Annotated in this window: 23 protein-coding genes and 2 tRNA genes; 16 read left to right on the top strand and 9 right to left on the bottom strand. The window is 50.0% G+C overall.

Translation table 11 applies throughout. From position 1 onward, the window contains the following. Positions 1–74 precede the first annotated feature (74 nt). Positions 75–674 carry a hypothetical protein gene (locus tag METMA_RS0103600; RefSeq protein ID WP_020157704.1) on the top strand — a complete coding sequence of 200 codons (600 nt, stop codon included), beginning with the start codon at positions 75–77 and terminating at the stop codon, positions 672–674. Between the two features lie 110 nt (positions 675–784). Here the strand turns inward: METMA_RS0103600 and METMA_RS0103595 are convergent, their stop codons facing one another. Continuing rightward, positions 785–1,966, bottom strand: a complete 1,182-nt coding sequence (locus METMA_RS0103595) for a pyridoxal phosphate-dependent aminotransferase (RefSeq protein ID WP_027147009.1) — start codon at positions 1,964–1,966, stop codon at positions 785–787. Between the two features lie 108 nt (positions 1,967–2,074). Between METMA_RS0103595 and uvrB the strand changes: the two genes are divergently transcribed. From uvrB to METMA_RS0103545, 11 genes are all read left to right on the top strand, one after another. Further along, positions 2,075–4,081, top strand: a complete 2,007-nt coding sequence (gene uvrB, locus METMA_RS0103590) for an excinuclease ABC subunit UvrB (protein ID WP_020157702.1) — start codon at positions 2,075–2,077, stop codon at positions 4,079–4,081. Positions 4,082–4,140: 59 nt separating this feature from the next. Then, positions 4,141–4,217: transfer RNA gene (locus METMA_RS0103585), tRNA-Val, on the top strand. Between the two features lie 65 nt (positions 4,218–4,282). Then, a complete protein-coding gene (gene thrS / locus METMA_RS0103580; protein ID WP_027147008.1) occupies positions 4,283–6,190 on the top strand; it encodes a threonine--tRNA ligase in 1,908 nt (635 codons plus the stop codon). Positions 6,191–6,212: 22 nt separating this feature from the next. After that, the gene (gene infC, locus METMA_RS0103575) at positions 6,213–6,737 is read left to right on the top strand and encodes a translation initiation factor IF-3 (RefSeq protein WP_081917755.1); all 525 of its coding nucleotides are present in this window, start codon (positions 6,213–6,215) and stop codon (positions 6,735–6,737) included. Positions 6,738–6,900: 163 nt separating this feature from the next. Further along, positions 6,901–7,098: a 50S ribosomal protein L35 gene (rpmI, locus tag METMA_RS26210; protein ID WP_081917759.1), complete on the top strand. Its 198-nt coding sequence runs from the start codon at positions 6,901–6,903 to the stop codon at positions 7,096–7,098. A 15-nt stretch (positions 7,099–7,113) separates the two neighbouring features. Further along, positions 7,114–7,476, top strand: coding sequence for a 50S ribosomal protein L20 (gene rplT / locus METMA_RS0103570; RefSeq protein WP_020157699.1), 363 nt, complete (start codon positions 7,114–7,116; stop codon positions 7,474–7,476). A gap of 148 nt (positions 7,477–7,624) precedes the next feature. After that, positions 7,625–8,644: a phenylalanine--tRNA ligase subunit alpha gene (pheS, locus tag METMA_RS0103565; protein ID WP_020157698.1), complete on the top strand. Its 1,020-nt coding sequence runs from the start codon at positions 7,625–7,627 to the stop codon at positions 8,642–8,644. 26 nt (positions 8,645–8,670) lie between these two features. Further along, entirely contained in the window at positions 8,671–11,046 is a 2,376-nt protein-coding gene (gene pheT, locus METMA_RS0103560) for a phenylalanine--tRNA ligase subunit beta (protein WP_020157697.1), read from the top strand. A gap of 4 nt (positions 11,047–11,050) precedes the next feature. Then, positions 11,051–11,347, top strand: coding sequence for an integration host factor subunit alpha (ihfA, locus tag METMA_RS0103555; RefSeq protein WP_020157696.1), 297 nt, complete (start codon positions 11,051–11,053; stop codon positions 11,345–11,347). Further along, on the top strand, positions 11,331–11,684 hold the full coding sequence (locus METMA_RS0103550) for a MerR family transcriptional regulator (protein WP_020157695.1): 354 nt from the start codon (positions 11,331–11,333) through the stop codon (positions 11,682–11,684). The genes ihfA and METMA_RS0103550 overlap by 17 nt, the downstream gene beginning before the upstream one ends. A gap of 106 nt (positions 11,685–11,790) precedes the next feature. Continuing rightward, positions 11,791–11,867: transfer RNA gene (locus METMA_RS0103545), tRNA-Pro, on the top strand. 501 nt (positions 11,868–12,368) lie between these two features. On the opposite strand, the gene tnpA is transcribed toward METMA_RS0103545, so the two are convergent. From tnpA to METMA_RS0103530, 3 genes are all read right to left on the bottom strand, one after another. After that, positions 12,369–12,743: an IS66 family insertion sequence element accessory protein TnpA gene (tnpA, locus tag METMA_RS0103540; RefSeq protein ID WP_020157694.1), complete on the bottom strand. Its 375-nt coding sequence runs from the start codon at positions 12,741–12,743 to the stop codon at positions 12,369–12,371. Between the two features lie 141 nt (positions 12,744–12,884). Continuing rightward, positions 12,885–15,575 (bottom strand): NACHT domain-containing protein, encoded by a 2,691-nt coding sequence (locus METMA_RS0103535; RefSeq protein ID WP_156830445.1) that lies wholly within the window; start codon positions 15,573–15,575, stop codon positions 12,885–12,887. A 609-nt stretch (positions 15,576–16,184) separates the two neighbouring features. Then, entirely contained in the window at positions 16,185–16,658 is a 474-nt protein-coding gene (locus METMA_RS0103530; protein ID WP_020157692.1) for a Crp/Fnr family transcriptional regulator, read from the bottom strand. A gap of 828 nt (positions 16,659–17,486) precedes the next feature. Between METMA_RS0103530 and gdhA the strand changes: the two genes are divergently transcribed. Beyond that, positions 17,487–18,830 (top strand): NADP-specific glutamate dehydrogenase, encoded by a 1,344-nt coding sequence (gene gdhA / locus METMA_RS0103520; protein ID WP_020157690.1) that lies wholly within the window; start codon positions 17,487–17,489, stop codon positions 18,828–18,830. A gap of 398 nt (positions 18,831–19,228) precedes the next feature. Here the strand turns inward: gdhA and METMA_RS23840 are convergent, their stop codons facing one another. The 3 genes from METMA_RS23840 to METMA_RS0103505 are packed head-to-tail and all read right to left on the bottom strand — an operon-like array spanning position 19,229 to position 20,303. After that, entirely contained in the window at positions 19,229–19,504 is a 276-nt protein-coding gene (locus METMA_RS23840) for a DUF1016 N-terminal domain-containing protein (RefSeq protein ID WP_232216318.1), read from the bottom strand. 14 nt (positions 19,505–19,518) lie between these two features. Continuing rightward, complete coding sequence (locus METMA_RS0103510) at positions 19,519–20,016, bottom strand: GNAT family N-acetyltransferase (RefSeq protein ID WP_020157688.1); 498 nt, start codon at positions 20,014–20,016, stop codon at positions 19,519–19,521. Further along, positions 20,016–20,303 (bottom strand): type II toxin-antitoxin system TacA family antitoxin, encoded by a 288-nt coding sequence (locus METMA_RS0103505; protein ID WP_020157687.1) that lies wholly within the window; start codon positions 20,301–20,303, stop codon positions 20,016–20,018. Before METMA_RS0103505 ends, METMA_RS0103510 begins: the two co-directional genes overlap by 1 nt. Positions 20,304–20,879: 576 nt before the next feature. On the opposite strand from METMA_RS0103505, the gene METMA_RS0103495 reads away from it, so the two are divergent. Next, the gene (locus METMA_RS0103495; RefSeq protein WP_020157685.1) at positions 20,880–21,308 is read left to right on the top strand and encodes a hypothetical protein; all 429 of its coding nucleotides are present in this window, start codon (positions 20,880–20,882) and stop codon (positions 21,306–21,308) included. Then, entirely contained in the window at positions 21,299–22,495 is a 1,197-nt protein-coding gene (locus METMA_RS0103490) for an RtcB family protein (RefSeq protein ID WP_020157684.1), read from the top strand. Before METMA_RS0103495 ends, METMA_RS0103490 begins: the two co-directional genes overlap by 10 nt. A 323-nt stretch (positions 22,496–22,818) precedes the next feature. On the opposite strand, the gene METMA_RS0103485 is transcribed toward METMA_RS0103490, so the two are convergent. Continuing rightward, positions 22,819–24,354 (bottom strand): hypothetical protein, encoded by a 1,536-nt coding sequence (locus METMA_RS0103485; RefSeq protein ID WP_020157683.1) that lies wholly within the window; start codon positions 24,352–24,354, stop codon positions 22,819–22,821. Between the two features lie 195 nt (positions 24,355–24,549). Here METMA_RS0103485 and METMA_RS26870 point away from each other — a divergent pair, with 195 nt between their 5' ends. Continuing rightward, positions 24,550–24,711: a hypothetical protein gene (locus METMA_RS26870; RefSeq protein ID WP_156830444.1), complete on the top strand. Its 162-nt coding sequence runs from the start codon at positions 24,550–24,552 to the stop codon at positions 24,709–24,711. A gap of 306 nt (positions 24,712–25,017) precedes the next feature. Here the strand turns inward: METMA_RS26870 and METMA_RS0103475 are convergent, their stop codons facing one another. Next, the gene (locus METMA_RS0103475) at positions 25,018–25,296 is read right to left on the bottom strand and encodes a hypothetical protein (RefSeq protein WP_020157681.1); all 279 of its coding nucleotides are present in this window, start codon (positions 25,294–25,296) and stop codon (positions 25,018–25,020) included. Positions 25,297–25,421: the final 125 nt, after the last annotated feature.

Genomic DNA, 25,421 nt, shown 5'->3' with positions numbered 1-25,421 from the left:
TCCGAATCGAATTCGGAACAACAATTTTTCAGGACGGTATTCAACTGCAATACCCTCAGCCGTGACGAAAAACAATGCGCTTATCGCTGACCTATTGCCCCGCACTGCCTATTCTGCTCCTGGCCCTGCCATTATGGCTGGGCGGTTGCGCGGTGCGACTGGATCTGCCCCGTCAACTGAGCGAACCGGTGCCCGTGTTCCTGCTGGATCATGGTCGTCATTCCAGTCTTGTGCTTCCCGCTGAAAGCGGGGGGCTGGTCCGATACTCTTACGGCGATTGGCAGTATTACGCTCTGGGCCGGACCGGTCTGGCCAGCGGTTTTAGCGCGCTGTTCGGAGACACCCAGGCCGCGCTAGGCCGCCGCGAACTGCCGGGGGCGCGGACCGCGGCGAACGTACGCAGTCAGGTGCGCATCGGAATCGAACAGTTAATCGAATTGCGTGCGGAAGCGTCGGATGTGCTCAGGCTGCGCGAAAAGTTGGATGATTTGTATCAGGCGGCGCTGCCGGTGCGGGTCTACAACGCCCAAATGGATCTGGACTTCGTGCCTCACCCCGAGCCCTACACGCTTTCGCACAATTCCAACCAGATGGTCGCGAAGTGGCTCGAAGCGCTGGGCTGTCGGGTGCGGGGGCTGCCGATACTGTCGAACTGGCGCGTGGCGGGCGATTAGCTTGCGCCTGCCGGATCGTTTAACAGGAATCGGGTTCAATCCCTGCGGATAAAAAAAGGGCGGCTGCATAGCTGCAGTCGCCCTGTTGTTTATCAATGCGAAGCAGTTTTTCAGATGGCGTTTCTGATGCGCTCCAGGGCATTTTCCAGGTTGGCCATGCTGGTGGCGATGGAAATGCGGATATGGCCGGGGCAGCCGAACGCGGAACCGGGAACCAGCGCGACGCCGGCCTGTTCGATCAGATACTCGGCGAATTCAAGGTCGTCATTGATGTTGTCGAGCCTTTCGATGAGCTTTTCCACATTCGGGAACACATAAAACGTGCCGTCCGTGCCCAAGCAGTCGATGCCGTCGATTTTATTGAATTCAGAGACGACGAAGTCATGGCGCTTTTTAAATTCGTCGCGCATGTTGTCGATAAACGACTGGTCGCCGGTCAAGGCTGCCTCGGCGGCGACTTGCGAAATCGAGGTCGGGTTGGAGGTGCTTTGCGACTGGATCGTGCACATGGCCGCGATCAGGTCGACGGGGCCGGCCGCATAACCGATACGCCAGCCGGTCATTGAATAGGCCTTCGATACGCCATTCATGACCACAGTACGGTCGTACAGGTCAGGGTGCGCATTCAGGATGTTAACGAACGTGTCTTTTTTCCAGAGGATATGCTCATACATGTCATCGGTGGCGATGATGATGTTCGGAAACTCCTTGAGTACATCGCCGATGGCTTTCAGTTCGTCCAGGGTGTAGGCGATACCGGACGGGTTGGACGGGCTGTTGATGAACATCAGCCGGGTCTTGTCGGTGATGGCCGCGCGCAACTGCTCCGGCGTGATTTTAAATTGCTGCGCCTGTGTGGTTTCGATAATAACAGGCACGCCGTCCGCCAGCAGCACCATGTCGGGATAAGAAACCCAGAACGGTGCTGGAATAATGACTTCATCGCCGGGGTTGAGCAGGGCTTGAGCCAGATTGTACGAGCTTTGCTTGCCGCCGCAGGAAACCAGGATCTGTTTGGGCTGGTAATCCAGGCCGTTATCGTTTTTAAACTTGTTGATAATGGCTTTTTTTAAGCTCGGAATGCCGTCGACTGCAGTATATTTGGTAAAACCGTTGTCTAGTGCCTTAACCGCGGCTGCTTTGATGTGATCCGGCGTGTCGAAATCGGGTTCGCCCGCGCCCAGTCCAATAATGTCCTTACCGGCAGCGCGCATTTCCGCTGCTCTGGCGGTAATGGCCAGGGTAGGAGAGGGTTTAACTGCTTGCACTCTATCAGATAGTTTGATGCTCATATTCCGCCGTGTAAAATCAATGTCAGAAATAACGAAGATTATACTCTATGTATAATGGCTTGCTAACAGTCCACTGTTAAAAATGATTAATTTCCTGAGAAGTTTTGAGTGAAGAAAGAATTTAAAATTCAAAGTCGATTCAAACCGGCCGGCGACCAGCCGACCGCGATAAGACAGCTGATTGAGGGCCTGAATGACGGGGAAGTGCATCAGACGCTGTTGGGTGTCACAGGCTCCGGCAAAACTTTCACGATCGCGAATGTGATCAATGAGGTTCAGCGCCCGGCTATGATAATCGCGCCGAACAAAACGCTGGCGGCGCAGCTATACGGAGAGATGAAAGAATTTTTCCCGGAAAACAGCGTTGAGTATTTTGTCTCGTATTATGACTACTACCAGCCGGAAGCGTATGTGCCGGCCTCCGATACGTTTATCGACAAGGACGCCTCGCTGAACGAGCATATCGAGCAAATGCGCCTGTCGGCCACCAAGGCGCTGATCGAGCGACAGGATACGATTGTGGTCGCGACCGTCTCAGCGATTTACGGTTTGGGCGAGCCGGAATCCTACTTCAAAATGGTCCTGCATCTGGTCAAGGGCGACATGATCGATCAGCGCGCCATTTTGCGCCGCCTGGCCGAAATGCAGTATACGCGCAATGATACGGAACTGCGCCGCGCCACCTATCGCGTGCGCGGCGAAGTCATCGATATTTTTCCGGCTGAATCCGACAGTGAAGCCTTGCGCGTCGAGTTGTTCGATGACGAAGTCGAGCGTATGTCGCTGTTCGACCCGCTGACTGGCGAAGTCCTGCGCCGCGTGGCTCGCTATACGGTCTACCCGAAGAATCATTACGTGACGCCGCGCGAGCAGCTGCTGTCCGCTGTCGATGCGATCAAGATCGAGCTCAAGGAGCGCCTGGAGCAATTGCGCTCGTTGAATAAGCTGGTCGAGGCACAGCGGCTGGAGCAACGGACGCTGTTCGATATTGAAATGATCCTGGAAGTCGGCTACTGCTCGGGCATCGAAAATTATTCGCGCCATCTGTCGGGCCGAGGCCCCGGCGAATCACCGCCGACCATGTTCGATTATCTGCCGGCCGATGCGCTGGTCATCATCGATGAAAGTCATGTCACGGTGCCGCAGATCGGCGCCATGTATAAAGGCGATCGCTCACGCAAGGAAACGCTGGTCGAATACGGCTTCCGGTTGCCTTCGGCGCTCGATAACCGGCCGTTGATGTTCGATGAGTTCGAGGCGAAATCGCCCCAGCGCATCTATATATCGGCGACGCCCGGCCCTTATGAAAAAGCGCACTCCGGCGTATTCGCCGAGCAGGTGGTCAGGCCGACCGGGCTGCTGGACCCCGAGGTCGAGGTGCGTCCGGCCACGACGCAGGTCGATGATTTGCTCTCGGAAATCAATAAGCGCATCGAGTTGCAAGAGCGGGTGCTGGTGACGACGCTGACTAAAAGGATGGCCGAGGATCTGACTGAATATTACCTGGAGCACGGCGTACGCGTGCGCTATCTGCATTCCGACATCGACACGGTGGAGCGCGTCGAGATTATCCGCGACTTGCGGCTGGGGCAGTTTGACGTGCTGGTCGGCATCAACCTGCTGCGCGAAGGACTTGATATCCCGGAGGTGTCCCTGGTGGCCATTCTGGACGCCGACAAGGAAGGCTTTCTGCGTTCGGTCGTATCTTTGGTGCAAACCATCGGCCGCGCCGCCAGGAACGCACGCGGCAAAGCGATTTTATATGCCGACCGCATTACCAAATCCATGCAGCAGGCGATCGATGAAACCGAACGCCGCCGGGAAAAGCAGCGCCGTTTCAATGCTGAGCATCATATAGAGCCGACCACTATCTACAAATCCGTGACCGATATCATGCAGACGTCGATTCCCGGCGCCGCCATCTCGTTCGGCGGGGCGAAGGGGCAGGTCGCGGAACTGGCGGCCGATTACAAAGCCATGACGCCCAAACAGCTGGGCAAGAAGCTCAAACAGCTGGAAGAGGCCATGTACCAGCACGCCAAAAACCTTGAGTTTGAGCAGGCGGCCAAGATCAGGGATGAAATCAAGACGCTGCAAGAGGAAATGTTGGTTTAAAAAGTTGCATAATAAAAAACTGTAAGTATAATAGCCGGCTCTGAAGTTACACAGGCTTCAGGCGCGTAGCTCAGTTGGTTAGAGCACCACCTTGACATGGTGGGGGTCGTTGGTTCGAGTCCAATCGCGCCTACCAGACTTTATAAAGCACTGCTCGGCGGTGCTTTTTTTATTGTACTAACTAAATATAGTTGACGAATAATGCCGGTAATTACCCTTCCTGATGGCTCTCATCGCGAGTATGACCAAGCTGTTACAGTGATGGAGGTTGCTCAATCCATCGGCTCCGGATTGGCTAAGGCGACCCTGGCAGGCAAACTGGACGGCAAGCTTGTCGATGCCAGTACATTAATCGAAAACGACGCCACGCTTCAAATTGTCACTTCCAAGGATGAAGCGGGTGTCGATGTTATTCGTCATTCCACCGCCCACCTTTTGGCCCAAGCCGTCAAAGAACTCTTCCCGCAGGCGCAAGTCACTATCGGTCCGGTCATCGAAAACGGCTTCTATTACGATTTTGCCTACGAACGACCGTTTACCCCCGAAGATCTGGCCGCCATCGAGAAAAAAATGCAGCAATTGGCCGATCAGGATTATCCGGTCAAGCGTACGGTGTTGCCCAGAGACGAAGCGGTAAAATTCTTTAGAAACCAGGGTGAGGAATACAAAGCGGAAATCATTGAATCCATTCCGGCCAATGAGGATCTGTCTTTATACGAGCAGGGCGGATTTACCGATTTATGCCGAGGCCCCCATGTGCCGAGCACGGGCAAATTAAAAGCCTTCAAGCTCATGAAGATTGCCGGCGCCTACTGGCGCGGTAATTCCGACAATGAGATGCTGCAGCGTATTTACGGCACGGCATGGGGCGATAAAAAAGAGTTGCAGGCTTATCTGCATCGCCTGGAAGAAGCGGAAAAGCGCGATCACCGTAAATTGGCGAAAACCCTGGATCTGTTCCATTCCCAGGAGGAAGCGCCCGGCATGGTGTTCTGGCACGATAAAGGCTGGACCATTTATCAGCAGGTTGAGCAGTATATCCGCCAGAAGTTGCGCACGAATGGTTACGGGGAAGTAAGAACGCCGCAGGTCGTGGACCGTTCCCTGTGGGAAAAGTCCGGGCACTGGGATAAGTTCGGCGACATGATTTTCACGACGCATTCCGAGCATCGTGACTATGCCATCAAGCCTATGAACTGCCCTTGCCACGTGCAGATTTACAATCAGGGCATTAAAAGTTATCGAGACTTACCGATCCGTCTGGCGGAATTCGGCTCGTGTCACCGCAACGAACCATCGGGCACATTGCATGGCCTGATGCGGGTCAGAAACTTCGTGCAGGATGATGCGCACATCTTCTGTGCGGAAAACCAGATCCAGGACGAGGTATCGACTTTTATCGATATGCTGTTCGACGTATACAAGGATTTCGGTTTCGAAGAAGTCATTATCAAATTATCGACGCGTCCGGAGAACCGGGTCGGCGACGACGCGGTCTGGGATAAAGCTGAAAGCGCCCTGGAACTGGCGCTGAATAATAAAGGCCTGAAATGGGATCTGCAACCGGGCGAGGGTGCTTTTTACGGGCCTAAAATTGAATTTTCATTGAAGGATTGTATTGGACGTGTCTGGCAGTGTGGCACGATCCAGGTCGATTTCTCCATGCCTGGCCGGCTGGGTGCCACCTATATTGCCGAAGACGGCTCAAGACAAGTGCCGGTTATGCTGCACAGAGCCATACTTGGTTCGTTAGAGCGCTTTATCGGCATTCTGATAGAGCAGCATGCAGGCACATTCCCTGCCTGGCTGGCGCCGGTACAGGCCGTACTGATGACGATCACCGATCGACATGCCGAATATGCCTCGGAGCTTGCGCAAAACCTCGAGAAGCAAGGTTTCAGGGTGAAAATAGACTTGAGAAATGAAAAGATCGGGTTTAAAATTCGCGAGCATTCCATGCAGCGCGTGCCCTATCTTTTGATCATTGGAGATAAGGAATTGGATGATCAAACGATCTCGGTGCGTACGCAAAAGGGTGAGGATTTAGGTAGTCTGTCAATCAGTGCATTTGCCGAACGGTTAACGAAAGAGATTGAAGACAAAAAGTAACAATACTTTGGAGGGTTAAGATATCGCTGCTAAAAAAGATGAAACGCGCCTGAACGATGCCATCACTGCTAGGCGAGTGAGGGTAACAGGTGCCGATGGTGAGGCATTGGGCATCATCTCGCTGGACGAGGCTAAACAGATTGCTTATGCTGCGGACTTGGATTTAGTGGAAATATCGCCAAACGCGGATCCTCCGGTTTGCAAGATAATGAACTACGGCAAATACCAGTTTGAGCAAAATAAAAAACTGGCGCTTGCCAAGAAAAAACAAAAACAGATCCAGGTTAAGGAAATCAAATTCAGACCCGGAACTGACGAGGGGGATTATCAGGTTAAGTTAAGAAGTTTAACTAAATTCCTGAATGATGGGGATAAGACAAAAATTACTGTACGTTACCGCGGGCGCGAAATGGCCCATAGGGAAATCGGCATGGATTTGCTGAAGCGTATAGAGAAAGATTTGGAAGAGTTGGCCACTGTTGAGCAATTTCCTAAAATGGAAGGCCGTCAGATGGTCATGGTCATGGCGCCGAAGAAAAAGAAGTAATAAGGCCGCCTTTTCTCATTAGACTTTCAAAAGCTATCAGGCAGCACGGGATGTGTTGCTGAAGGCATCGTTTTTGATGCGCATAATTCTTCAGGGCCATGCATTTTGCCTTGCTGGGTTATTTTCTCAGGGATTTTGTATTTATATTTATTGGAGCAAACAAATGCCAAAAATAAAAACCAACCGTGGCGCGGCCAAGCGTTTCAGACGCACAGGCAACGGCGGTTTCAAATGTGGCCAGTCACATAAACGTCATATTCTGACTAAAAAGTCCACTAAAAGAAAAAGACAGTTACGCAAGCCGGCAACTATTCATCCATCAGATGTGCGCATGGCCGCACGCATGATGCCCTACAGTTAATCAAGGAGCGGAATAATGCCTAGAGTAAAACGCGGCGTAACAGCCAGAGCAAGACACAAAAAGATTTTAAAGCAAGCGAAAGGTTACTACGGTGCACGTAGTCGCGTTTATCGCGTTGCCAAGCAAGCGGTCATCAAAGCAGGTCAATATGCTTACCGCGACCGTAAACAGAAAAAACGTCAGTTCCGGGCGTTGTGGATTGTCCGTATCAATGCGGCAGCCAGAATGTGCGGCACATCTTACAGCCGCCTGATCAATGGCTTGAACAAAGCGAATGTGGCGATAGACCGTAAGGTTTTGGCGGATATCGCGGTACGCGATATGGACGCTTTTGCTGAAATAGCGAAAATCGCCAAGGCGAATCAAAGTCCACTTTGAGATAAGGAAATGACTACTCCGGCTGAGTAGTCAGGTTATTCCCCCCCTCTCCGATCGGGGAGGGGCGGGGTGAGGGGTTAAATCCTTGCCCGGTTAAAAATCCTTTTTGGATCTCCTCCCCATCTACTTAATATAAGCGAGCTGAGCAGTGTCGGCCATTCTAGAAGAAATTCTCGCGCAGGCATTACAACAGCTTGCGGATGCAAAAGACCTTAATCAACTCGATCAGGTCCGTGTTCAATATCTCGGCAAGAAGGGTCAGTTTACCCTGCAGATGAAAGAACTCGGTAGACTTGATCCCGAACAGCGGCGCTCCGCTGGACAAGTAATCAACGAAGCCAGAGACCAGTTTCAGCAACAACTGGAAATCAGGAAAACCGCGCTGGAGCAGGCGGCACTGGAAGAAAGGCTGGCTAGCGAGCGTGTCGATGTGACCCTGCCGGGAAGAGGGCAATTCGTTGCCGGACTGCACCCGGTCACGACCACGTTGAGAAGAATCTCCACGATTTTTGCCGGGGTCGGTTTCAAAGTGGTTGAAGGACCTGAAATCGAAGACGATTACCATAACTTCAGCGCCCTGAACATCCCTGAGCATCATCCGGCGCGGGCCATGCACGATACATTTTATTTTGACGCGCATACGGTTTTGCGGACACATACTTCACCCGTGCAGATCCGGGTTATGGAGTCCGAGCAGCCGCCGCTCAAAGTCATTGCCCCCGGACGGGTATACCGCTGCGATTCGGATCTCACCCACTCGCCCATGTTTCATCAGGTAGAGGGCTTTCTTGTCGATAAAGACGTCAGCTTCGGCGATTTAAAAGGTGTGATTTTCGAGTTTTTACAGGCATTTTTCGAAAAAGATGTCCAGGCTCGCTTCCGTCCATCTTATTTCCCATTCACCGAGCCTTCTGCAGAGTTCGACGTCTCATGCGTGATGTGCGACGGTCAAGGCTGTCGTGTCTGTAAGAACACCGGTTGGCTGGAAGTAGGGGGGTGCGGAATGATCCATCCCGAAGTCTTCAAATCGGTGAATATCGATCACGAACAATTTTCAGGATTCGCATTCGGCATGGGCGTAGAGCGTCTGGCTATGATGCGATACGGCATCAACGATTTGAGATTGTTTTTTGAAAATGATCTTAAATTTTTAGAACAATTCAAATAAGTTGCAGTTACAGGAAAGCTTGAATCATGCAAATTAGTGAAGCCTGGTTAAGAGATTACGTCAATCCGGCCATAACCACAGAAGAACTGGTCGAGCAATTGACTATGGCAGGCCTTGAAGTTGATTCCGTAACGCCCGCGGCTGCAGTATTCAGCGGCGTCGTCGTCGGTGAAGTGCTGGACATGCAGCAACATCCGGATGCCGACCGGCTCAGAGTCTGTACAGTCGCTGTCGGCGAAGCCGAACCATTGCAAATCGTTTGCGGCGCCAGTAACGTGCGCGTCGGGCTCAAAATACCGGCGGCTTTAATCGGCGCCGTATTGCCGGGCGATTTTAAAATCAAAAAATCCAAGCTGCGCGGCGTGGAATCGTTCGGCATGCTGTGCTCGGAAAAGGAACTGGGCCTGGCAGCCGACGCCAGCGGCCTGATGGAACTGGCCTCCGATGCGCCGGTAGGCACCAATATCCGCGACTACCTGTCTCTCAACGACTCCATTATCGAAGTCGACCTGACGCCTAACAGGGCGGACTGCCTGAGCGTGGAAGGCATTGCCCGGGAAGTGGCGGTGTTAAATCGCATGAACTGGTCGCCGACCCAAATCGAGACGGTGGCGGTCAGTCATCAGGATGTTCTGGCGGTCAACGTCGAAGCGGCAGACGCCTGTCCCCGTTATCTGGGGCGCCTGATCAAAGGCGTAAACGCCAAGGCCGAGACTCCGTTGTGGATGCAGGAACGCCTGCGCCGTTCCGGCCTGAGGAGCCTGGGGCCTCTGGTTGACGTCACCAATTATGTACTGATCGAGCTGGGTCAGCCATTGCATGCTTTCGATGTCGCCAAACTAACCGGCGCCATCAACGTACGCTGGGGCAAGACCGGCGAACAACTTTCTTTATTGAACGGGCAGCTGATCACGCTTGATTCCGAAGCGTTAGTGATCGCCGATGATCAACAGGCCCTGGCACTTGCCGGCGTCATGGGCGGCAGCGAGTCGGCCGTCGGCGATGACACACAAAACGTATTCCTGGAGTGCGCGTTTTTTGCCCCGCAAAGCATTGCCGGTAAGGCGCGCCGATTCGGGCTGCATACCGATTCATCGCACCGCTTCGAGCGCGGCGTCGATCCCATGCTGCAGGAAAGAGCCATCGAACGCGCCACGCAACTGATTATTGAAATCGCAGGCGGCAGCGTCGGTCCAGTTACCGAAGCGAAAGCCGAATCGGCGTTACTTACACGTCCGGCGGTTCTGCTCAGACGGCAGCGCATCGAGAAAATACTGGGCATCGCGCTGGCGGATGAAGAAATCGTGGCGATTTTCCAGCGCCTGGGCATGTCAGTGGAAACTCAGGCCGATGGCTGGCAAATCACGCCGCCGGGCTTCCGGTTTGATATCGCCATCGAAGCGGACCTGATCGAAGAACTGGCGCGTATCTATGGCTATAACAACCTGCCGAGCAGCAGTTTGTTGATGCGCTCCGAATTAGGCAAAGCGGCAGAGGCCGTGCTGGACATAGACCGGGTTAAGGATCTGCTGGTCGACAGAGGCTATCAGGAAGCGATCACCTATAGTTTTGTCGATGAAGACATCCAGAAGGCAGTAGCGCCCGACGATGTGTTTATCCCTTTAAAAAACCCCATTTCCTCGGAATTGTCGGTCATGCGCACCACGTTATGGTGCGGTTTATTGAATGCGGCATTGCACAACACCAATCGCCAGCAGAACCGGGTGCGGTTGTTTGAAACCGGTCTGCGCTTTATTAATCAGGGCGGAGAAGTTCGTCAGCAGAAAATGCTGGCAGGGCTGGCATTGGGAAGCGCCTATGCCGAGCAATGGGGCGAGAAGACCCGCAAAGTCGATTTTTTCGATGTGAAAGGCGACGTACAAGCCATGTTTGCGTTAACGAGCTGCGATGTGCGCTTTGCATCGGGAAAGCAAGCGGCGTTGCATCCGGGGCAGTCGGCTGAAATCCTGACGCCGGCAGGTGAAACAATTGGCTGGCTTGGCATGCTCCACCCCACGCTGGAAAAACAGCTGGGTTTCGATACTCAGGTTTTTTTATTTGAATTCGACCAGAACTTATTGTTAAATAAGCGTATTCCTGTGTTCAAATCGCTGTCAAAGTACCCGTCGGTGCGTCGCGATTTAGCCTTGATCGTCAAGGAAGAGATCTCGGCGGATGACATCCTCCGTGCTATTCAAGGATGTGCTGAACAGACCCTGCAGGACATCGTGATTTTTGACGTGTACCGTGGCAAGGGCGTGGAAGAAGGCCATAAAAGTATGGCTTTAAGTTTAACCATACAGGATTATTCACAAACGCTAACAGATTCTGAAATAGATGCTATATTTAACAGGGTGTTAGATACAGTAACGAAGAAAATTAGTGCAAAGCTGAGAGATTGATTTAATGGCATTAACCAAAGCAGATTTTGCCGAAAGGCTGTTTGATGAGCTTGGCTTAAACAAGCGTGAAGCAAAGGAGATGGTCGAATTGTTTTTTGAAGAAATTAAAGGTTCTTTGGAAAACGGTGAGCAGGTAAAAATTTCCGGTTTTGGGAAATTCGAACTCCGCGATAAAAATAGCCGTCCTGGCAGAAACCCGAAAACCGGTGAAGAGATTCCCATAACCGCTCGGCGTGTGGTAACATTCAGGTCAGGTCAAAAACTTAAAGCCCGAGTGGAAGCATATGCTGGAGCCGAGTAATAACAACGAACTGCCGCCAATACCGGCCAAACGGTATTTCACTATAGGTGAAGTCAGTGAGCTATGTGGGGTGAAACCCCATGTGCTCCGGTATTGGGAACAAGAGTTTGCTGAACTGAGCCCTGTCAAGAGGCGCGGCAACCGCCGCTATTATCAGCGCCATGACGTGCTAATGATACGTCAGATCCGCTCTCTCTTGTATGAACAAGGCTATACCATCGGTGGAGCCAGGGCTCACCTGTCCAGCGATGACGCCAAGGAAGACTCAACCCGCACCAAGCAGTTGATTCACCAGTTGATTGGCGAACTCGAAGATATTTTAGAATTACTAAAATAGATTATTACCAACATAGATTTAATGCGACGGATGGAGTATAATCTGCCGCATCGATAGGGCCTGCGTTCGCAAGCCTTTCTCAGATACTCTCAAAATTTCAATACGTCGGGGCGTAGCGCAGCTTGGTAGCGCACTTGCATGGGGTGCAAGGGGTCGAAGGTTCAAATCCTTTCGCCCCGACCAATTGAATCAAAGACTTACGAAAGTCGATAAAATCAAAAAATTCAAAAAACCGCTTTCGGGATAACACTCGGGCTAACAATTTTTTCCTCAGTAACACTTGCCGATCACCTGATACAAAAAAACCGGTATTATTTGATTTGGCTTAATAAAGTGGGGCAATGATCATCTTAGGCTGCCAGTGTTGTGTACTACATGATGATAAATCGAGGAAAAAAACATAAAGGCGAACACCAGCGGCGGGGGCAGGTCTAGATTAGTAGTATTGTTTGCTAATCATCAAGGTTGAACAGCCAGTTCCCCGATGCCTCCCCTCACAAATCCCGGCGTGCGGAATTACCGTGCTGGGCGTTTCAAAACTCTTCGCTTTGAAAAAAAGGAGCGGGTTGAATTATAAAATAAACCCGGCTCTTTTATTTCTCATTTCCAAAAAAAGCTGTGAATCTAGACCTGACCCCTTCTGTGGACCCCTTCTGTGTGACCCCTTCTGTGACCCGGGGCGCATCATAGCGGTAACCGGCTAACCGTCACCAGCAGCCGTTCCAGTCCGGGCTCATCGATATCCATCAGCTCACAGGTCATGCCATTGGGGAAGTGAAGTCGACAGGCGGCCTCAACCACCTGAGTCCGCCGGATCCTGACGGCATGAAACGTGGGCTGAGGTGACTGCCGCTGTGATTCGGGCTCAATGGCTTTGAGCTGCCGCAATCGTCTTTTCCAGTAGTAGAACGATTTGACCGCCAGCCCGTGTTCTCGCGCATACTCCGCAAGGCTTTGGCTGGCCATTTGGCAGGCCTGGTAATGCGTGAGCCAGAAGCGCTGCGCTTCGGTCAGTTCCTGTTCCGGCGTTGACCCCGACAGGGGCAGTTCTTTTTCCATCTTGTACTCCCGATAATTTCAATCGGGAATAGTTTGACAGTAACTCGCCTGGTTTTTTAGATGGGGTTTAATTCGCGCTTACAATTTTTCATATAAGAATTCTTTACAAATCGCCGTATTCTTCGTGTACAGATGTGGATGTCATGAATTCACTAAATAACACTTCCGAACAGTCTTTGCAGATTTACCTTCAACACGAATCGATTCGATGACCGCCAATTTTGTACCAACCTGTATTTGTAGCCAATCATTCCAATCACAATTTTCTGTAGTGTCAAAATGAACGAAATATTCTTGATCATTTTGATCTTCTGCAAACAGAAAGTTAGTTCTCCCCCCCTTCGGGTTATTCGCTATTCTTACAACCTCAACTAGTTCATATTGACTAGGAATTTCTGTTTTTTCAATTGCATTTTTAAAAGAGAATGAAGTGAGTGAGCGCCAATGTCTTTTATTCGAGAAGGGGTTTTCAGACAATGGAATCCCTGCAAGTGAGTTGGCTATAAGCCTAATCTCTTCTGAGCTTCTATTTCTTGCGGCATCAACGATATCAACCAAATGTTTATCACAAAAATTTAATAGGTTTACACATTCACTCTCACGATTTCGATAAAATACTTCGCGATTGAGGAAATAAACTATTTCTTCAATAATTTTAATTCCCTGTGTACATGAAACTTGTGAGTAACCATCTGTTCTATAGACATCATCAAGGATTTTTGTTGCGCTATTCAGACAATCTAAAATTGAAGCTACATCATGATGTGCAAATGTTTCAATCTTTCTTTTATAGGAACTAGCCCTAAAAGTTCCAAATAAACTTCTAAAAACTGTTTCTTCTTTCCATTTTTTCGTATATTCAAGTACAGGTTCATATTCACCTTTAAAAAGATGACTTAGAAAATAACCTTGATATATTGAATCATAGAAAGGTTTATATTTTGGTTCGTACTCAGTTAAATTTATTTCGCTAACAAGTTTTAAGTATTGTTCCAATGAGCCATCATAATCGGCCTGATCAAATAAGAAACGAGCAACAAAATATCTCGTAAACTTGTCATTGTTGAGACTTAACGCTTTTAAATAATATTTTTTAGCTTCCGCAACCAGTAACATAGATTCAAGCAATTTAGCATATGATCTGACAAACAAATAATCGGAATTATAATGCTCTTCACTTTGTTTAAATTTTGCATATACTGAAGATATCTTTTCTTTGTTCGTATTTTTTGAGAAGCGAAGTTTTGCAAACTCCTTCATTAGAATTTTTAATCCATCATCGGCTTCTGCAGGTATATATTGAAAATGCCATTCAGGTATGTTGTAAGCTTTCTGCTGAATATCAATTTCTTTCGAGACAGCTTTCTGTTTATTTAATTTTCCTTGAATATTAGCCCTGATCTCTAAACATTTAGGATTGATAATCAATAGATCCTTAATTGAACCATTGATCTCATATGACTCTTTATCATTTTCCGAACTTCGATTTATTAAAGAAGTCCTAGATAATTCATTAATAGCTGACGCCGCCTCATCAGCCGTTAACTCTAAAATTTCACAGATAAGTTTACGGCTGCTTTCCGATTCTATGAATATTAACTCCAAAACTTGAAGAGCTTCTTTAGAAAGTGATTCAATGAGATTACTAAACGAAAAGTAAGCAATGTTACTTTTAGCTGCAGTGATTGAATCAGGTATCTCTTTTCCGGAAATATACATATCAAGAGTCATCTTGATTGCCAAAGGATTAAAATAACAGTCCTTTGATATTTTGACGTATTTTTCCTGTGGAAGCTCATCGCCTCCTTTATTGCGATTATACAAGCGCGCCAAATGGATGGCTGACTTCTCTTTTAATTCTGATAGTGAGTATATGTAAGCATTAGTTATAATAACTCGACTTGTTACAATAACTTTCCAATCTCTTGGTAACTTTTCAACAAAACTGTAAAATAATAAGTCATTATCTCGAAGAATAGTTTCTAAATTGTCAATACAGAGAACAATTCTTTTATCAGAGAATTCTTGTATTGCCTGATCAATATCATCAATATATTCGTCAAAAATAATACCTAAATGATCTGCGATTAGTTGTTCTACGGCTTTTATTTCAGAGGCCGCATCAAGCTTTACAAACCCGTCATTTTCCCATGTTTCTGTTTTAAGTGTTATGTAACAGACTGCATCGGCCCACTTTGTAGAATCTGGGGTTGAGACTATTTCCTTCAGTAAATCAAGTACAAGTGCCGTTTTTCCATATCCTCCAGGAGCAATAACTGCTGCAGTATTAATCCGTGGGCTAGCTATTTTTTCTTTTAACTCTGTTAGTTCTTTCTGTCTCCCAATTAGTCCTGTTATGTCGGATTCGAATTTAACGGGCAGATTGTTTGGAATAGCCCAGCTATATTTTTTATCCCAACCTTCTGGTGGCTCTTCAATAATTCCTTTTTCCGCTGAATATAAAACAGCCCTGATTTCTCTAATGCCCAAAGTTTCAAAAACAGGATCAGCAGCAATAGCTGCAACACGATACCAATAAACATCTAAAAAAGGTCTATTAGGATGAGCAATTGTATTCCTTATTTCGAACAAGTTCAGATCATGTGCCAGTTGATATAACCGCTTGATTGCTATTTCTTCAGTAGTATCTTTTGTGGCTCTTATTACTAACTGAAATATTTCGTCGAGATATGTTTTTTCTATAACATCCTGTATTTTTATATCTTCAAATCCTGAAGCTTGGCACGTTACTGAACTTTCGTTTTCAAGAATATACCTCCCAAGCGATTCTTCTATACTATAAAGAACCATTGCTGCCTTGCGTTTTGCCAAGTTTATGTCCACTTTTAATTCCTTCTCTACTATGTATTATATTGTTATAGTGTAATAATGGCTGCCTAGATAAACACCAGAGCTTTACTAAGATAATAAGGAGCCTTAGATGCTGATTACAAAGCAAATATGCAGATAAGTTGATGTCGCTCTAATATCTGGACAATTTTATCTTGATATAGGCAATTCGTGTATATACCTTGATAAATTGATGTCAGCACAATTATAAACTACTGAAAATCGACCAGGAACTCAGTGAGATATAAAAACTAAACACCAGCGGGGTCAGGTCTAGATTGGTAGTAAACACCAGCGGGGTCAGGTCTAGATTGGTAGTGTTGGTTGCTAATCATCAAGGTTGAACAGCCAGCTCCCCCTCACAAATCCCGGCATGCGGAATTACCGTACTGGGCGTTTCAAAACTCTTCGCTTTGAAAAAAAGGAGCGGGTTGAATTATAAAATAACCCCGGCTCTTTTATTTCTCATTTCCAAAAAAAAGCTGCGAATCTAGACTTGCCCCTTCTGACCCTTATCGAATGACCAAAATATTAGCCTAAATGGACATTTGAAAGACACAATGCACAGACCGGTTAGGGTCGGACTGCGACTTAGGCAAATCCGGCGGGATTCCATTCCTCCATCATCTTCTGACGCGCCGCTTCGAGACGCATAGACATCATTCCGGCAAATTTCTTTAACAGCTCATAGCCGAATTTCGGTTCCTGCTCGCATCGTGCCAGTATGGCAGTCCCGTCAAACTGGAGCAATTCCGAGTCCTCTTCGGCCCTGGCTTGAAAACTCCATTGATAAGGTGAGATCAACCAGGACCATCCCAAGACTTGGTCATTACCCAGGGTCTGGATCTCCAGATTCGGGCCCATTATCGCTGGGATTTGTAGAGCGATACGTCCATTGCGGACTATATAGAATTTGTCTGCTTTTTCGCCTTGTTGAAACAGGATCTGCCCCTTTTTGATTTCGTATATGCTCGAACATTCGGACAGAAATTTCAGGACATCATCAGGGAGGTCGCAGAAAAACTCATGAACCGACAGGTATTCCGTAGTTGATGGATTGCTCATTGTTTACCTCCATAAGGCACTGGGAAGGATGGATCTATAGTACACATAGCGTACATCTTTTTCGACTGCTGAAGAAAGCCCATCATTCGTGACCAATAGCTTCATGCCTCAGCTCCTTCTATCGCGCTAAATTTTCTAAGGAACGCGCATAAAATAACTTCCTCAAGTGCACGGATGAATTTCCAGTGTAGGTGCGAATTCACTTGTGCCCTTCAGGGTATTCGCACAGTGCGAATACCCTGAAGGGCACAAGTCCATAAGGCATAAATGAATTCGCACCTACAATTCCCTGATTTATTCCATGCCCATTACTAAGCGGCCCGCGGACCCCCAGCCACCTGAAAACTTCGCCGTCCGGCGTGAAAGTCCTGCACATGTCTTCGCCTGCGGTATTGACGGTGTCACCCAGGCTCAAGGGCTCCTGCCACTCGACCTGAGGATTCTGATAGGAAATCCATTCTTCGTATCAGCCCAGCGAGCCGAGGTCAGGGCACATGCTGGTAATGATCAGGCTTTTGCCGTCCTTCGCCAATCCCGTCCAGTGCAGATGATCCCGGTAAAGAGAGTTGATTCTGGGCCCCAAGTCCTGAGATTTCTGCCAACTACCATTTTTTCTTCTTCACTTTCCAAATGTCGCACCCGCTATCACCAACCTCTCTCAGCAGATATTGAACAGATTCTTAGATATGCGTACGGATCCCGTTATGAATTCGCGACCCTGGATCAATTAAAATTTCAGAAGTTAAATAATGTAAAATTGATGAGCTTATGCGCCATAAGCAACATTATTAATTATTAACAAGCCCACTAAATTGAGGCAATGCATTAATGAAATACAAAAGCTGTAATGAATTTCTGACTCACGTAGCCGAACTTAATCCTGGTCAGACTGAATTTCTCCAGGCAGTGACGGAGGTGATGGAGAGCCTGTGGCCCTTTATTTCGCGTTTTCCTAAATACGCTGAAAATGGTCTGCTTGACCGGCTGGTCGAGCCAGAGCGCATCGTCATGTTCCGGGTATCTTGGGTCGATGACCACGGCAAAGTGCAAGTCAACCGCGGCTACCGCATTCAGCACAACATGGCTATTGGCCCCTATAAAGGCGGCTTGCGTTTCCATCCATCGGTCAACTTGTCGATCCTAAAATTCCTGGCTTTCGAACAAACTTTCAAGAACGCGCTGACCACCTTACCAATGGGCGGTGGCAAAGGCGGTTCCGATTTTGATCCCAAAGGCAAAAGCCCGGGCGAAGTAATGCGCTTCTGCCAGGCGTTCGTGACCGAACTGTTTCGGCATGTCGGCCCTGATACCGATGTACCTGCGGGCGACATTGGCGTAGGCGGACGCGAAGTTGGCTATATGGCCGGCATGATGAAAAAGCTCAGCAATCGCGCCGACTGCGTGTTCACAGGTAAGGGCCTGAGTTTCGGCGGCTCCTTGATCCGTCCGGAAGCAACCGGCTATGGCACGGTCTATTTTGCCGAGGAAATGCTGAAACGCAAAGGCATGTCGTTTGACGGTTTGCGCGTCAGCGTGTCGGGTTCTGGCAATGTGGCGCAGTATGCGGTGGAAAAAGCGATGGAACTCGGTGCCAAAGTCGTCACCGTATCCGATTCCAGCGGCACCATCGTGGACAACGACGGTTTCACCATAGAAAAATTGGCTGAACTGATGGAAGTGAAAAACCACCTCTATGGTCGCGTCAACGACTACGCCAAACGTACCGGCAGCGAATTCCACGCCGGCATGAAGCCTTGGAATGTCCCTGTCGATGTAGCGCTGCCTTGCGCGACGCAAAACGAGCTGGATGCTGTGGACGCGGCCATTCTGATCAAAAATGGCGTTAAATGTGTGGCGGAAGGCGCTAATATGCCGACTACCAACGAAGCGATCAAGTTGTTCGAAGCCAACAACGTACTTTATGCGCCGGGCAAAGCCAGCAATGCAGGCGGCGTGGCCACTTCCGGACTGGAAATGAGTCAGAACGCGATGCGACTGTCCTGGACCCGCGCAGAAGTCGACATGCGTTTGCAGGAAATCATGCGAGGTATTCACCAGGTCTGCGTTCAATACGGCGAACGTGAAGACGGTAGCTTCAGCTATGTCGACGGAGCCAATGTCGCCGGCTTCGTGAAAGTAGCCGATGCCATGCAGGCGCAAGGCGTTCTATAGACCGTAGAGCGGAATAGACGCGCACTGTCAATTCACGACAAATGAAACAGGAGGGGAGTTGCGCGTCTTAACCCCTTGCGGAATAATCGCCACTTCATTCCCGTTTCTGTCAACTGCAGTCCCTTCAACGTCATCAACGGGTGTTGGGATAACTGTGCCACGAGGGCAGCGGCGTAGGGCTCCAGAATCGCCCGCCTATAGCCCCTACACGACCGCTCTTTCAAAAGTTTGTTGACCTGCCGTTCCAGCGCTCGGGCGCTCCAATGCTATTCGATCGCTTCCTTCTGGTACCAATTCCTGGGTTTGGATTTTCAATGCGAATCAGCTTTCTATAATGCGTCCAACTTAATTTGTGACTCACTGCGTCACAATTTGGAAAACAGAAGTAAAAGCGCATATTACGCAGATTGCTGGTCAAAACCCTTGCTGAATACTGCCGTCAAATACTCTGAAAGCGCTTGCAGTTGCTGTTTGCCATAAGCGGCACGGGCTTGTCCCTGCTGTTCATGCTCGACAATCAAACGGCCAATTTGCCAGTAGCACTGGACCATCGCGCTATTGACCGCCTGTTGTACTTGCTGGACGATGACGGCGATGTCGCTAAAAAGCGGAGCCAGTTCTGTGGGGATCGCTGGATGGGCGTTTGAGGCTCTCAAGTTTTCTGAATCCGGCATTATGTGTTTCCGCTTCATTTTTTGCCGTAGCCCGGAGCTTTTCGCTTTAACGACAAAATCAATGTCATCGGTTGCGCCGGCGAGGCCACAAAGCCATGGTGTTCATAGAAAGCCTTGGCTTCAACGGACAAGACATGCACCAGAAGGCCGCGTATGCCAAGAATATCGCTTGCTTGTATCGTGCGCAGCACGGCGTCTTGCAGCAGAGCAACGCCGACGCCGCGGCCTTGCCAGGATTGGTCGACGGCAAGACGGCCGAGAACGGCGATAGGCACGGGATCCGGCATATTGCGGCGCAGCGAGGCCGGTGCATGGTTCAGCGCCAGCGCACCGGAGGCAAGGCAGTAATAGCCGACAATTCTTTTTCCTTCGGCTACGACATAGGTACGCGATGCGCCGCTGATCTGGTTTGGGTAGGCCCGCCGCTTGAGCCAGTCATCCAGGCTATCGACACCGCAGGCAAAGTCGTCAAGCTGATGTTCGGTCGAAAGTAGAACCGGTGCGGTTAGCATTATTCCTGCCAGGGCTTTTTAGCGGACATCAGCCGTTCAAAGCCATCGCCGCTTGGCGGTCGGTCGAGAACTTCCAGAAAATAATCATAGGTTTTGTGGTCAACCCGCACCAGTGTTTGATCGAGCAAGGATTCTTCCGCGGCGCGCCGTGCAGCATCGATCATGAACTCGGAGCGAGTCTTGCCTTGAGACTTTGCCGCCCGGTCGATCAATGAACGAATGTCGCTGCGAACGCGCAGATTAACGGCCTGGGTTTGTGCATCAGTCGTCGTTTGGTTATTAGGCATGGCAACCTCGTTGAAAAATTTTAACCTGCTGATCCTAGCATATTAGATACACATTGTGTATCTAATTGTTTGCGAAACTTACCACTTACGCAGTTTCGTCAAGGCATCGCCAAGCCCTCGCTGCACTTCTTCCGCTAATCTTTTTTGAGACCCCATGGTTTTCTTCAGATCAAAGTCACCTAAGGGCATTATTTTACCTTAAACTGATAGGTGGCAAGGTGGAGTGCCTGCCAATAATTAACTATTGCGTAACATCAGTTCTTAATACAAATGAACAAAAAGCCCGGTTTTTGCCAATGCTTATCGCAAGAGAACAGCATTTCCAGCAGGTTTTATCTGAAACTTGACAAACTCCCGCTAACGTATAAAATGCGGCGCTTTATTAACCATCAACCATAGGAGGCCCAGTCGATGTCCGATATTGCAGCATGCTTGAGCCTCGCGTCCGTTTCCCACCGGTAACACTTCTTTCGGTTCGTACGGACCGGGCTCCCAAACTACTCATCTTTTTTAATCGACGCCGTGGCGTTGCGGGCTTTGTTTTGCCCTCGTTTTACACGGCATTGGGAGTTATTTATGAATACATCAAACCGTTGGCGGGACGTTGCTGCGCAGCTATGTGCACAGTGGCGTGCCGAAGATGGTATCGATCCGCGTCTGGAAAAGCGCGGACGGAAAACACGCTCATCATTACATCAGGACAGGCGGATTTGCCGGGAAGCGGAAAGAATCCTGCCATTGATTTTGGCGAGTGAAGCCGCGAATCCGTTGCTGCGTGATTTGCGCATCGTATCAGTCGATTTGCTCGATAACGGCCGGCGTTTGCATATCGTACTGACCGATGCTTACGGATCAGATCCGGATTCTCAGGTAGAGCAAGCGTTAGCAGGCGGCCAATCCTGGTTGCGCACCGAACTGGCGCGTAATTTCCACCGCAAGCGTATGCCGCTCTTGAGCCTTGAATATGTCAGCGGATTGTCCGGGGAGGCTGTGCCATGCCGATAAAACGCATCATGACCAAAGGCAAAGTCCCGGTCAAAATTTATACCGACGATATCGAGCATGAGGCGATGCAGCAGTTGTATAACTTGTCGCAAATGCCGTTTGTGCATAGTCATATCGCGGTGATGCCGGATGTGCATCTGGGCAAAGGCGCGACTGTCGGTTCGGTGATTCCGACTGTCGGCGCGATAATTCCGGCGGCCGTCGGCGTCGATATCGGTTGCGGCATGAATGCATTGAGGTTGTCGATCAAAGCCAAGGACTTGCCGGATAATCTGCGCGGCCTGCGTTTGCATATCGAGTCGGCCATTCCGGTCGGTTTTGCGATGCACAAACAGGACAGGGCTCGGGAATCGACCATACGCGCCTTGTCCGGCGGCATGCACGCGATCTTGCAAAAGCATCCCAAGCTGTATGCCATGCAGAAAAAGCCGTATCAGACCTGGATACGCCAAATCGGCACCCTGGGCGGCGGCAATCATTTCATCGAGTTATGCCTGGATGAAAATCAAGACGTCTGGGTGATGCTGCATTCCGGCAGCCGCGGCATAGGTAATTCCATCGGTGAATACTTTATCGCATTGGCTCGCAAGGATATGGGACGGCATCTGCATCATCTGCCGGACAAGGACTTGGCTTACTTCAGCGAAGGCGCGGATCACTACGACGATTATCTGCAAGCCGTGGCGTGGGCGCAGGATTATGCTGAGGCCAACCGGCGCGAGATGATGTATTTAATCGTCGAGGCTTTGCGTAAAAAACTGCCCAAGTTCGGCATCACCAAGGAAGCCGTGAATTGTCATCACAATTATGTGGCGCGTGAGCGGCATTTCGATGCTTGGGTTTGGGTGACGCGCAAAGGCGCGGTTCGTGCCGGAGAAGGCGAATTGGGGATTATTCCCGGGAGTATGGGCGCCAAATCCTATATCGTGCGCGGTAAAGGCAATCCCCAGTCGTTTTGTTCCAGCTCGCACGGCGCGGGCCGGCGCATGAGCCGCAATGCCGCCAAGCAGCAATTCAGCGAACGCCATGCCGAGGAGCAAACCGCAGGCGTGGAGTGCCGTAAGGACAAGGGCATTCTTGATGAGCTGCCCGGCGCCTATAAGGACATCGATACCGTCATGGCGAATCAAAGCGACCTGGTGGAAGTGGTTCATACCTTGAAGCAGGTACTGTGCATTAAAGGGTAGGGTGTCGACGGCCTTTTGCCAATCAACGTTAACATCAGCGGGGCGGATATGCGGACAAGTGTGCCGCATATCCGCCCCGATTTTTGAGCTGCTTGTGACTGTCCATGATACTGAAATCAGTTGTCGATTTGGCAGAAGCGTATAAGAATCCGTGTAACCGCCGCTAAATTTAATGGGGTATTCGCACGAAACAACAATCCGGTCGTTTACAGCGCGCCTCGGCTCGAGTACCCAACAGGGGCAAGTCAATTCGACCCTGCAGCGCTGCATCACATCAGATGACGCCTTCCCGGAATGCAATCACAAGCATGAAACGGCTAATCCTAATCATCAGGCCCTGCCGTTTTGAAACGGGCAGCCGCTCCCAACAGACCGATCACGAAGAAGGATGTGCCAACAATGGTGAAACGCAGGTTGGGCTCCGGCACGGTCATGTCGTCGGTCGCATACAGCATGATAATGACGGCGACCGATCCCCAGCCTAAAAAACGCAAGCCGGCAGCTATAATGAGTTTACCCGGGGCTTCCGAATCGCTTACCGGCGTGTCCATTCGATAAGCCACAAAACCGCACATGAGTGCCGGCAGGATTCCCCAGCGCATATGCTGTATGAAGCTTTCCAGAAAATCGAACGATTCCCTGCGGTAGAAAGTCAACTCGAGAACAAGCGTCGATACCGTGGTGCTGACAATGAACCCCATTATCATCATGGCCATATAGAAGCCATAATTTTGATCGGAATGTTCCTGTTGCTGCCTGAAGGCGAGCGTTCGTGAAATAAAGACCAGCGCTATCGGCAGGACATACATCGGAATCACATAGGCGATCCAGCGGAGGGTGTTGCCGTCGAAGTGCGCCAGCGGTTCATCGGGAAACAGGAAGGCATTGTGCAGCGCCACCGAAGTCTCCCGGCCCAGTATGACCCCGATGGAAGTGGCGGCCATGAATTGCAGAATATATTTATAAGTATGTTTAAGGCGAGCCTCGTGGACGTTGCCGCCGAGTTGCTTTACGGTTGTCCAGATATCATTTTCGCTTGCGCTCCCGAACACGACCAGTGAGGCGAGCAGACGACAGAGCAGGCCGGTCAGGTGGTCCAGTTCCTTGATCAGGTTTACTGTCTTGGTGTAGTGAGGTTCCGATTCTCTCCAGACGATGACTTTCTCAGACATCGCGTTGTAGGAGATACAGATTTCACCCCATTTGAGCGACGGTTCGTTAAAAAAACGCCGAAACGATGACTGGTTGGCGTAGCTCTGTATCTGGTCGAAAAGCAGGCAGTTATGCGCCCATTTGTATTCGACCGTGGCGCTGGATTTTTCGAAATCGCCCGGGTCAATGCTCGGCGCCAGCAGACGATTGGCGATTTGGCTCTTCAGGCTGTCGTCGACCGCCGATAATCTCGACGTGATTAACGCGTTATAGACTTCTACCGCTTTGGTCGGAATCGCGAAAGCGTCGTGGATGCTGTCCCTTAAAATCAGTATGGGGTTAAATTTGTTTTCCCAGGCGATAAAAAAAAGAAACAGTCCGGCGGCAATCAAAGGAATGATCGTGTTTCCGTCCAGTCCGTTCAGCAGGCTGGTCAAATCCCGCGAGCGGATGCTCTTCACGATGAGCGTCACCAGCGGTTCCAAGGGCAGCCACCGCGAGGTGAGCAACAAGTAAGATGCCGCGATAAACGTGCAGTACGTCGCGATCCCTATCCAATAGGTGGTTCTGCGGGAAAAATATTGAGGCAGTGTCGGCTCATCGCCTAGCTGAATCCGGCGTTTCTGGAAAGACCGATAGGCAAGAAAGAATGCGCCGGCGGTTCCAAGTAACTGAATGACAGAGTAAATAAAAAGTTCGGCAGTCATCCTGCGGCTGCTCCTATGTGCATTTGACAAGATTTCGGGGTTAGGAAAATATCAAGTCCCGTCTGATTACAAACGCGTTTGTTAAGCAATTCCGGGCATTTCTCGCGCCGGTTTTGCAAGGTTTGGACTGATATGATATGGCCGAGCACGCGTTGCGGGATCGAGTGCCTGTATTATAGCCGGACATAGCGCGACATGGTAACTTCCACGCGTTGGGATAGGTCGAGGCGGCAGGCGGCCGGCATTTTGCTCGGCCATTCATTGACGCGCTCGATCGCGCGATCGTCATGGCTGGCGGGACCTGATGAGGCTCTGTTCGATGCCGGGTTGGGCGCGAAAGGAGGCGAGGGGCGTTAAATAGCCATTGGCCGAGTGCGGTCAGTCGCGGCTGTAAAAAGCCTCAATATCCGATGTTACGCATAGACAGACGGTTATGCCGTCCGCCGCGCCGGGCATTGTTCACCCAGCCTTTCAAAGCCGCCCTCAGGACTCTGCATTGAATAATGACATGGTTTTAATGCGGGTCACGATGGGTGGGAGCGATGCCTACATCGCGACTTGCCGGGCGATTTTAGATCGCGATGTTATATCCAAATGGCATAAAGACATCGCTCCCACGAGCCCGAAGGGATAGCAGAGGGTATTTGCCAATACGGCCAGATTTTACGGCAAGCATTCCTCATTAAATTCTTCCTCGAGCACGGTCAGTTCCTCCTGGTTCGTTTCCAGTTCATCCTCCAACTCTCGCACTAGACTATTGATCTCCAGGATGCGGTCAGCATCTGGACTGGGCTGGGCTTTCAGCTCAGTAAGTTGCTGTTTCTGGTTTTCAATTTCGCGCGTCCTGGTTTCGATTTCTTGCTTTAAGGATTTGATTGCTTCCGCCGTCCTTTCGCAGAAAGTTCCTGGCGGGTGGTCACTCTCAGGCGGTTGAACATGCATGGGTCGTCCTCCTTATCTGTGAGTGTGAGAATTATCCATCCCTCATGTGCTGAGTAATCGGCTGCCGATGACATACGGCAGCGGGCAGATCGTGTCGATGCATGGTGAATCATTGACACTGATCC

This window comes from Methylobacter marinus A45 (genome assembly GCF_000383855.1).
In the GTDB taxonomy this organism is placed as follows: domain Bacteria; phylum Pseudomonadota; class Gammaproteobacteria; order Methylococcales; family Methylomonadaceae; genus Methylobacter; species Methylobacter marinus.
This window is presented reverse-complemented; position numbering and strand designations above follow the sequence as displayed.

What these genes read in the sequence shown, in the direction of transcription:
- METMA_RS0103600 (WP_020157704.1), top strand. Translation starts at nt 75, where the DNA reads ATGCGCTTATCGCTGACCTATTGCCCCGCACTGCCTATTCTGCTCCTG.
- METMA_RS0103595 (WP_027147009.1), bottom strand. Translation starts at nt 1,966, where the DNA reads ATGAGCATCAAACTATCTGATAGAGTGCAAGCAGTTAAACCCTCTCCT.
- thrS (WP_027147008.1), top strand. Translation starts at nt 4,283, where the DNA reads ATGCCGGTAATTACCCTTCCTGATGGCTCTCATCGCGAGTATGACCAA.
- rpmI (WP_081917759.1), top strand. Translation starts at nt 6,901, where the DNA reads ATGCCAAAAATAAAAACCAACCGTGGCGCGGCCAAGCGTTTCAGACGC.
- rplT (WP_020157699.1), top strand. Translation starts at nt 7,114, where the DNA reads ATGCCTAGAGTAAAACGCGGCGTAACAGCCAGAGCAAGACACAAAAAG.
- pheT (WP_020157697.1), top strand. Translation starts at nt 8,671, where the DNA reads ATGCAAATTAGTGAAGCCTGGTTAAGAGATTACGTCAATCCGGCCATA.
- ihfA (WP_020157696.1), top strand. Translation starts at nt 11,051, where the DNA reads ATGGCATTAACCAAAGCAGATTTTGCCGAAAGGCTGTTTGATGAGCTT.
- METMA_RS0103550 (WP_020157695.1), top strand. Translation starts at nt 11,331, where the DNA reads ATGCTGGAGCCGAGTAATAACAACGAACTGCCGCCAATACCGGCCAAA.
- tnpA (WP_020157694.1), bottom strand. Translation starts at nt 12,743, where the DNA reads ATGGAAAAAGAACTGCCCCTGTCGGGGTCAACGCCGGAACAGGAACTG.
- METMA_RS0103530 (WP_020157692.1), bottom strand. Translation starts at nt 16,658, where the DNA reads ATGAGCAATCCATCAACTACGGAATACCTGTCGGTTCATGAGTTTTTC.
- gdhA (WP_020157690.1), top strand. Translation starts at nt 17,487, where the DNA reads ATGAAATACAAAAGCTGTAATGAATTTCTGACTCACGTAGCCGAACTT.
- METMA_RS23840 (WP_232216318.1), bottom strand. Translation starts at nt 19,504, where the DNA reads ATGCCGGATTCAGAAAACTTGAGAGCCTCAAACGCCCATCCAGCGATC.
- METMA_RS0103510 (WP_020157688.1), bottom strand. Translation starts at nt 20,016, where the DNA reads ATGCTAACCGCACCGGTTCTACTTTCGACCGAACATCAGCTTGACGAC.
- METMA_RS0103505 (WP_020157687.1), bottom strand. Translation starts at nt 20,303, where the DNA reads ATGCCTAATAACCAAACGACGACTGATGCACAAACCCAGGCCGTTAAT.
- METMA_RS0103495 (WP_020157685.1), top strand. Translation starts at nt 20,880, where the DNA reads ATGAATACATCAAACCGTTGGCGGGACGTTGCTGCGCAGCTATGTGCA.
- METMA_RS0103490 (WP_020157684.1), top strand. Translation starts at nt 21,299, where the DNA reads ATGCCGATAAAACGCATCATGACCAAAGGCAAAGTCCCGGTCAAAATT.
- METMA_RS0103485 (WP_020157683.1), bottom strand. Translation starts at nt 24,354, where the DNA reads ATGACTGCCGAACTTTTTATTTACTCTGTCATTCAGTTACTTGGAACC.
- METMA_RS26870 (WP_156830444.1), top strand. Translation starts at nt 24,550, where the DNA reads ATGGTAACTTCCACGCGTTGGGATAGGTCGAGGCGGCAGGCGGCCGGC.
- METMA_RS0103475 (WP_020157681.1), bottom strand. Translation starts at nt 25,296, where the DNA reads ATGCATGTTCAACCGCCTGAGAGTGACCACCCGCCAGGAACTTTCTGC.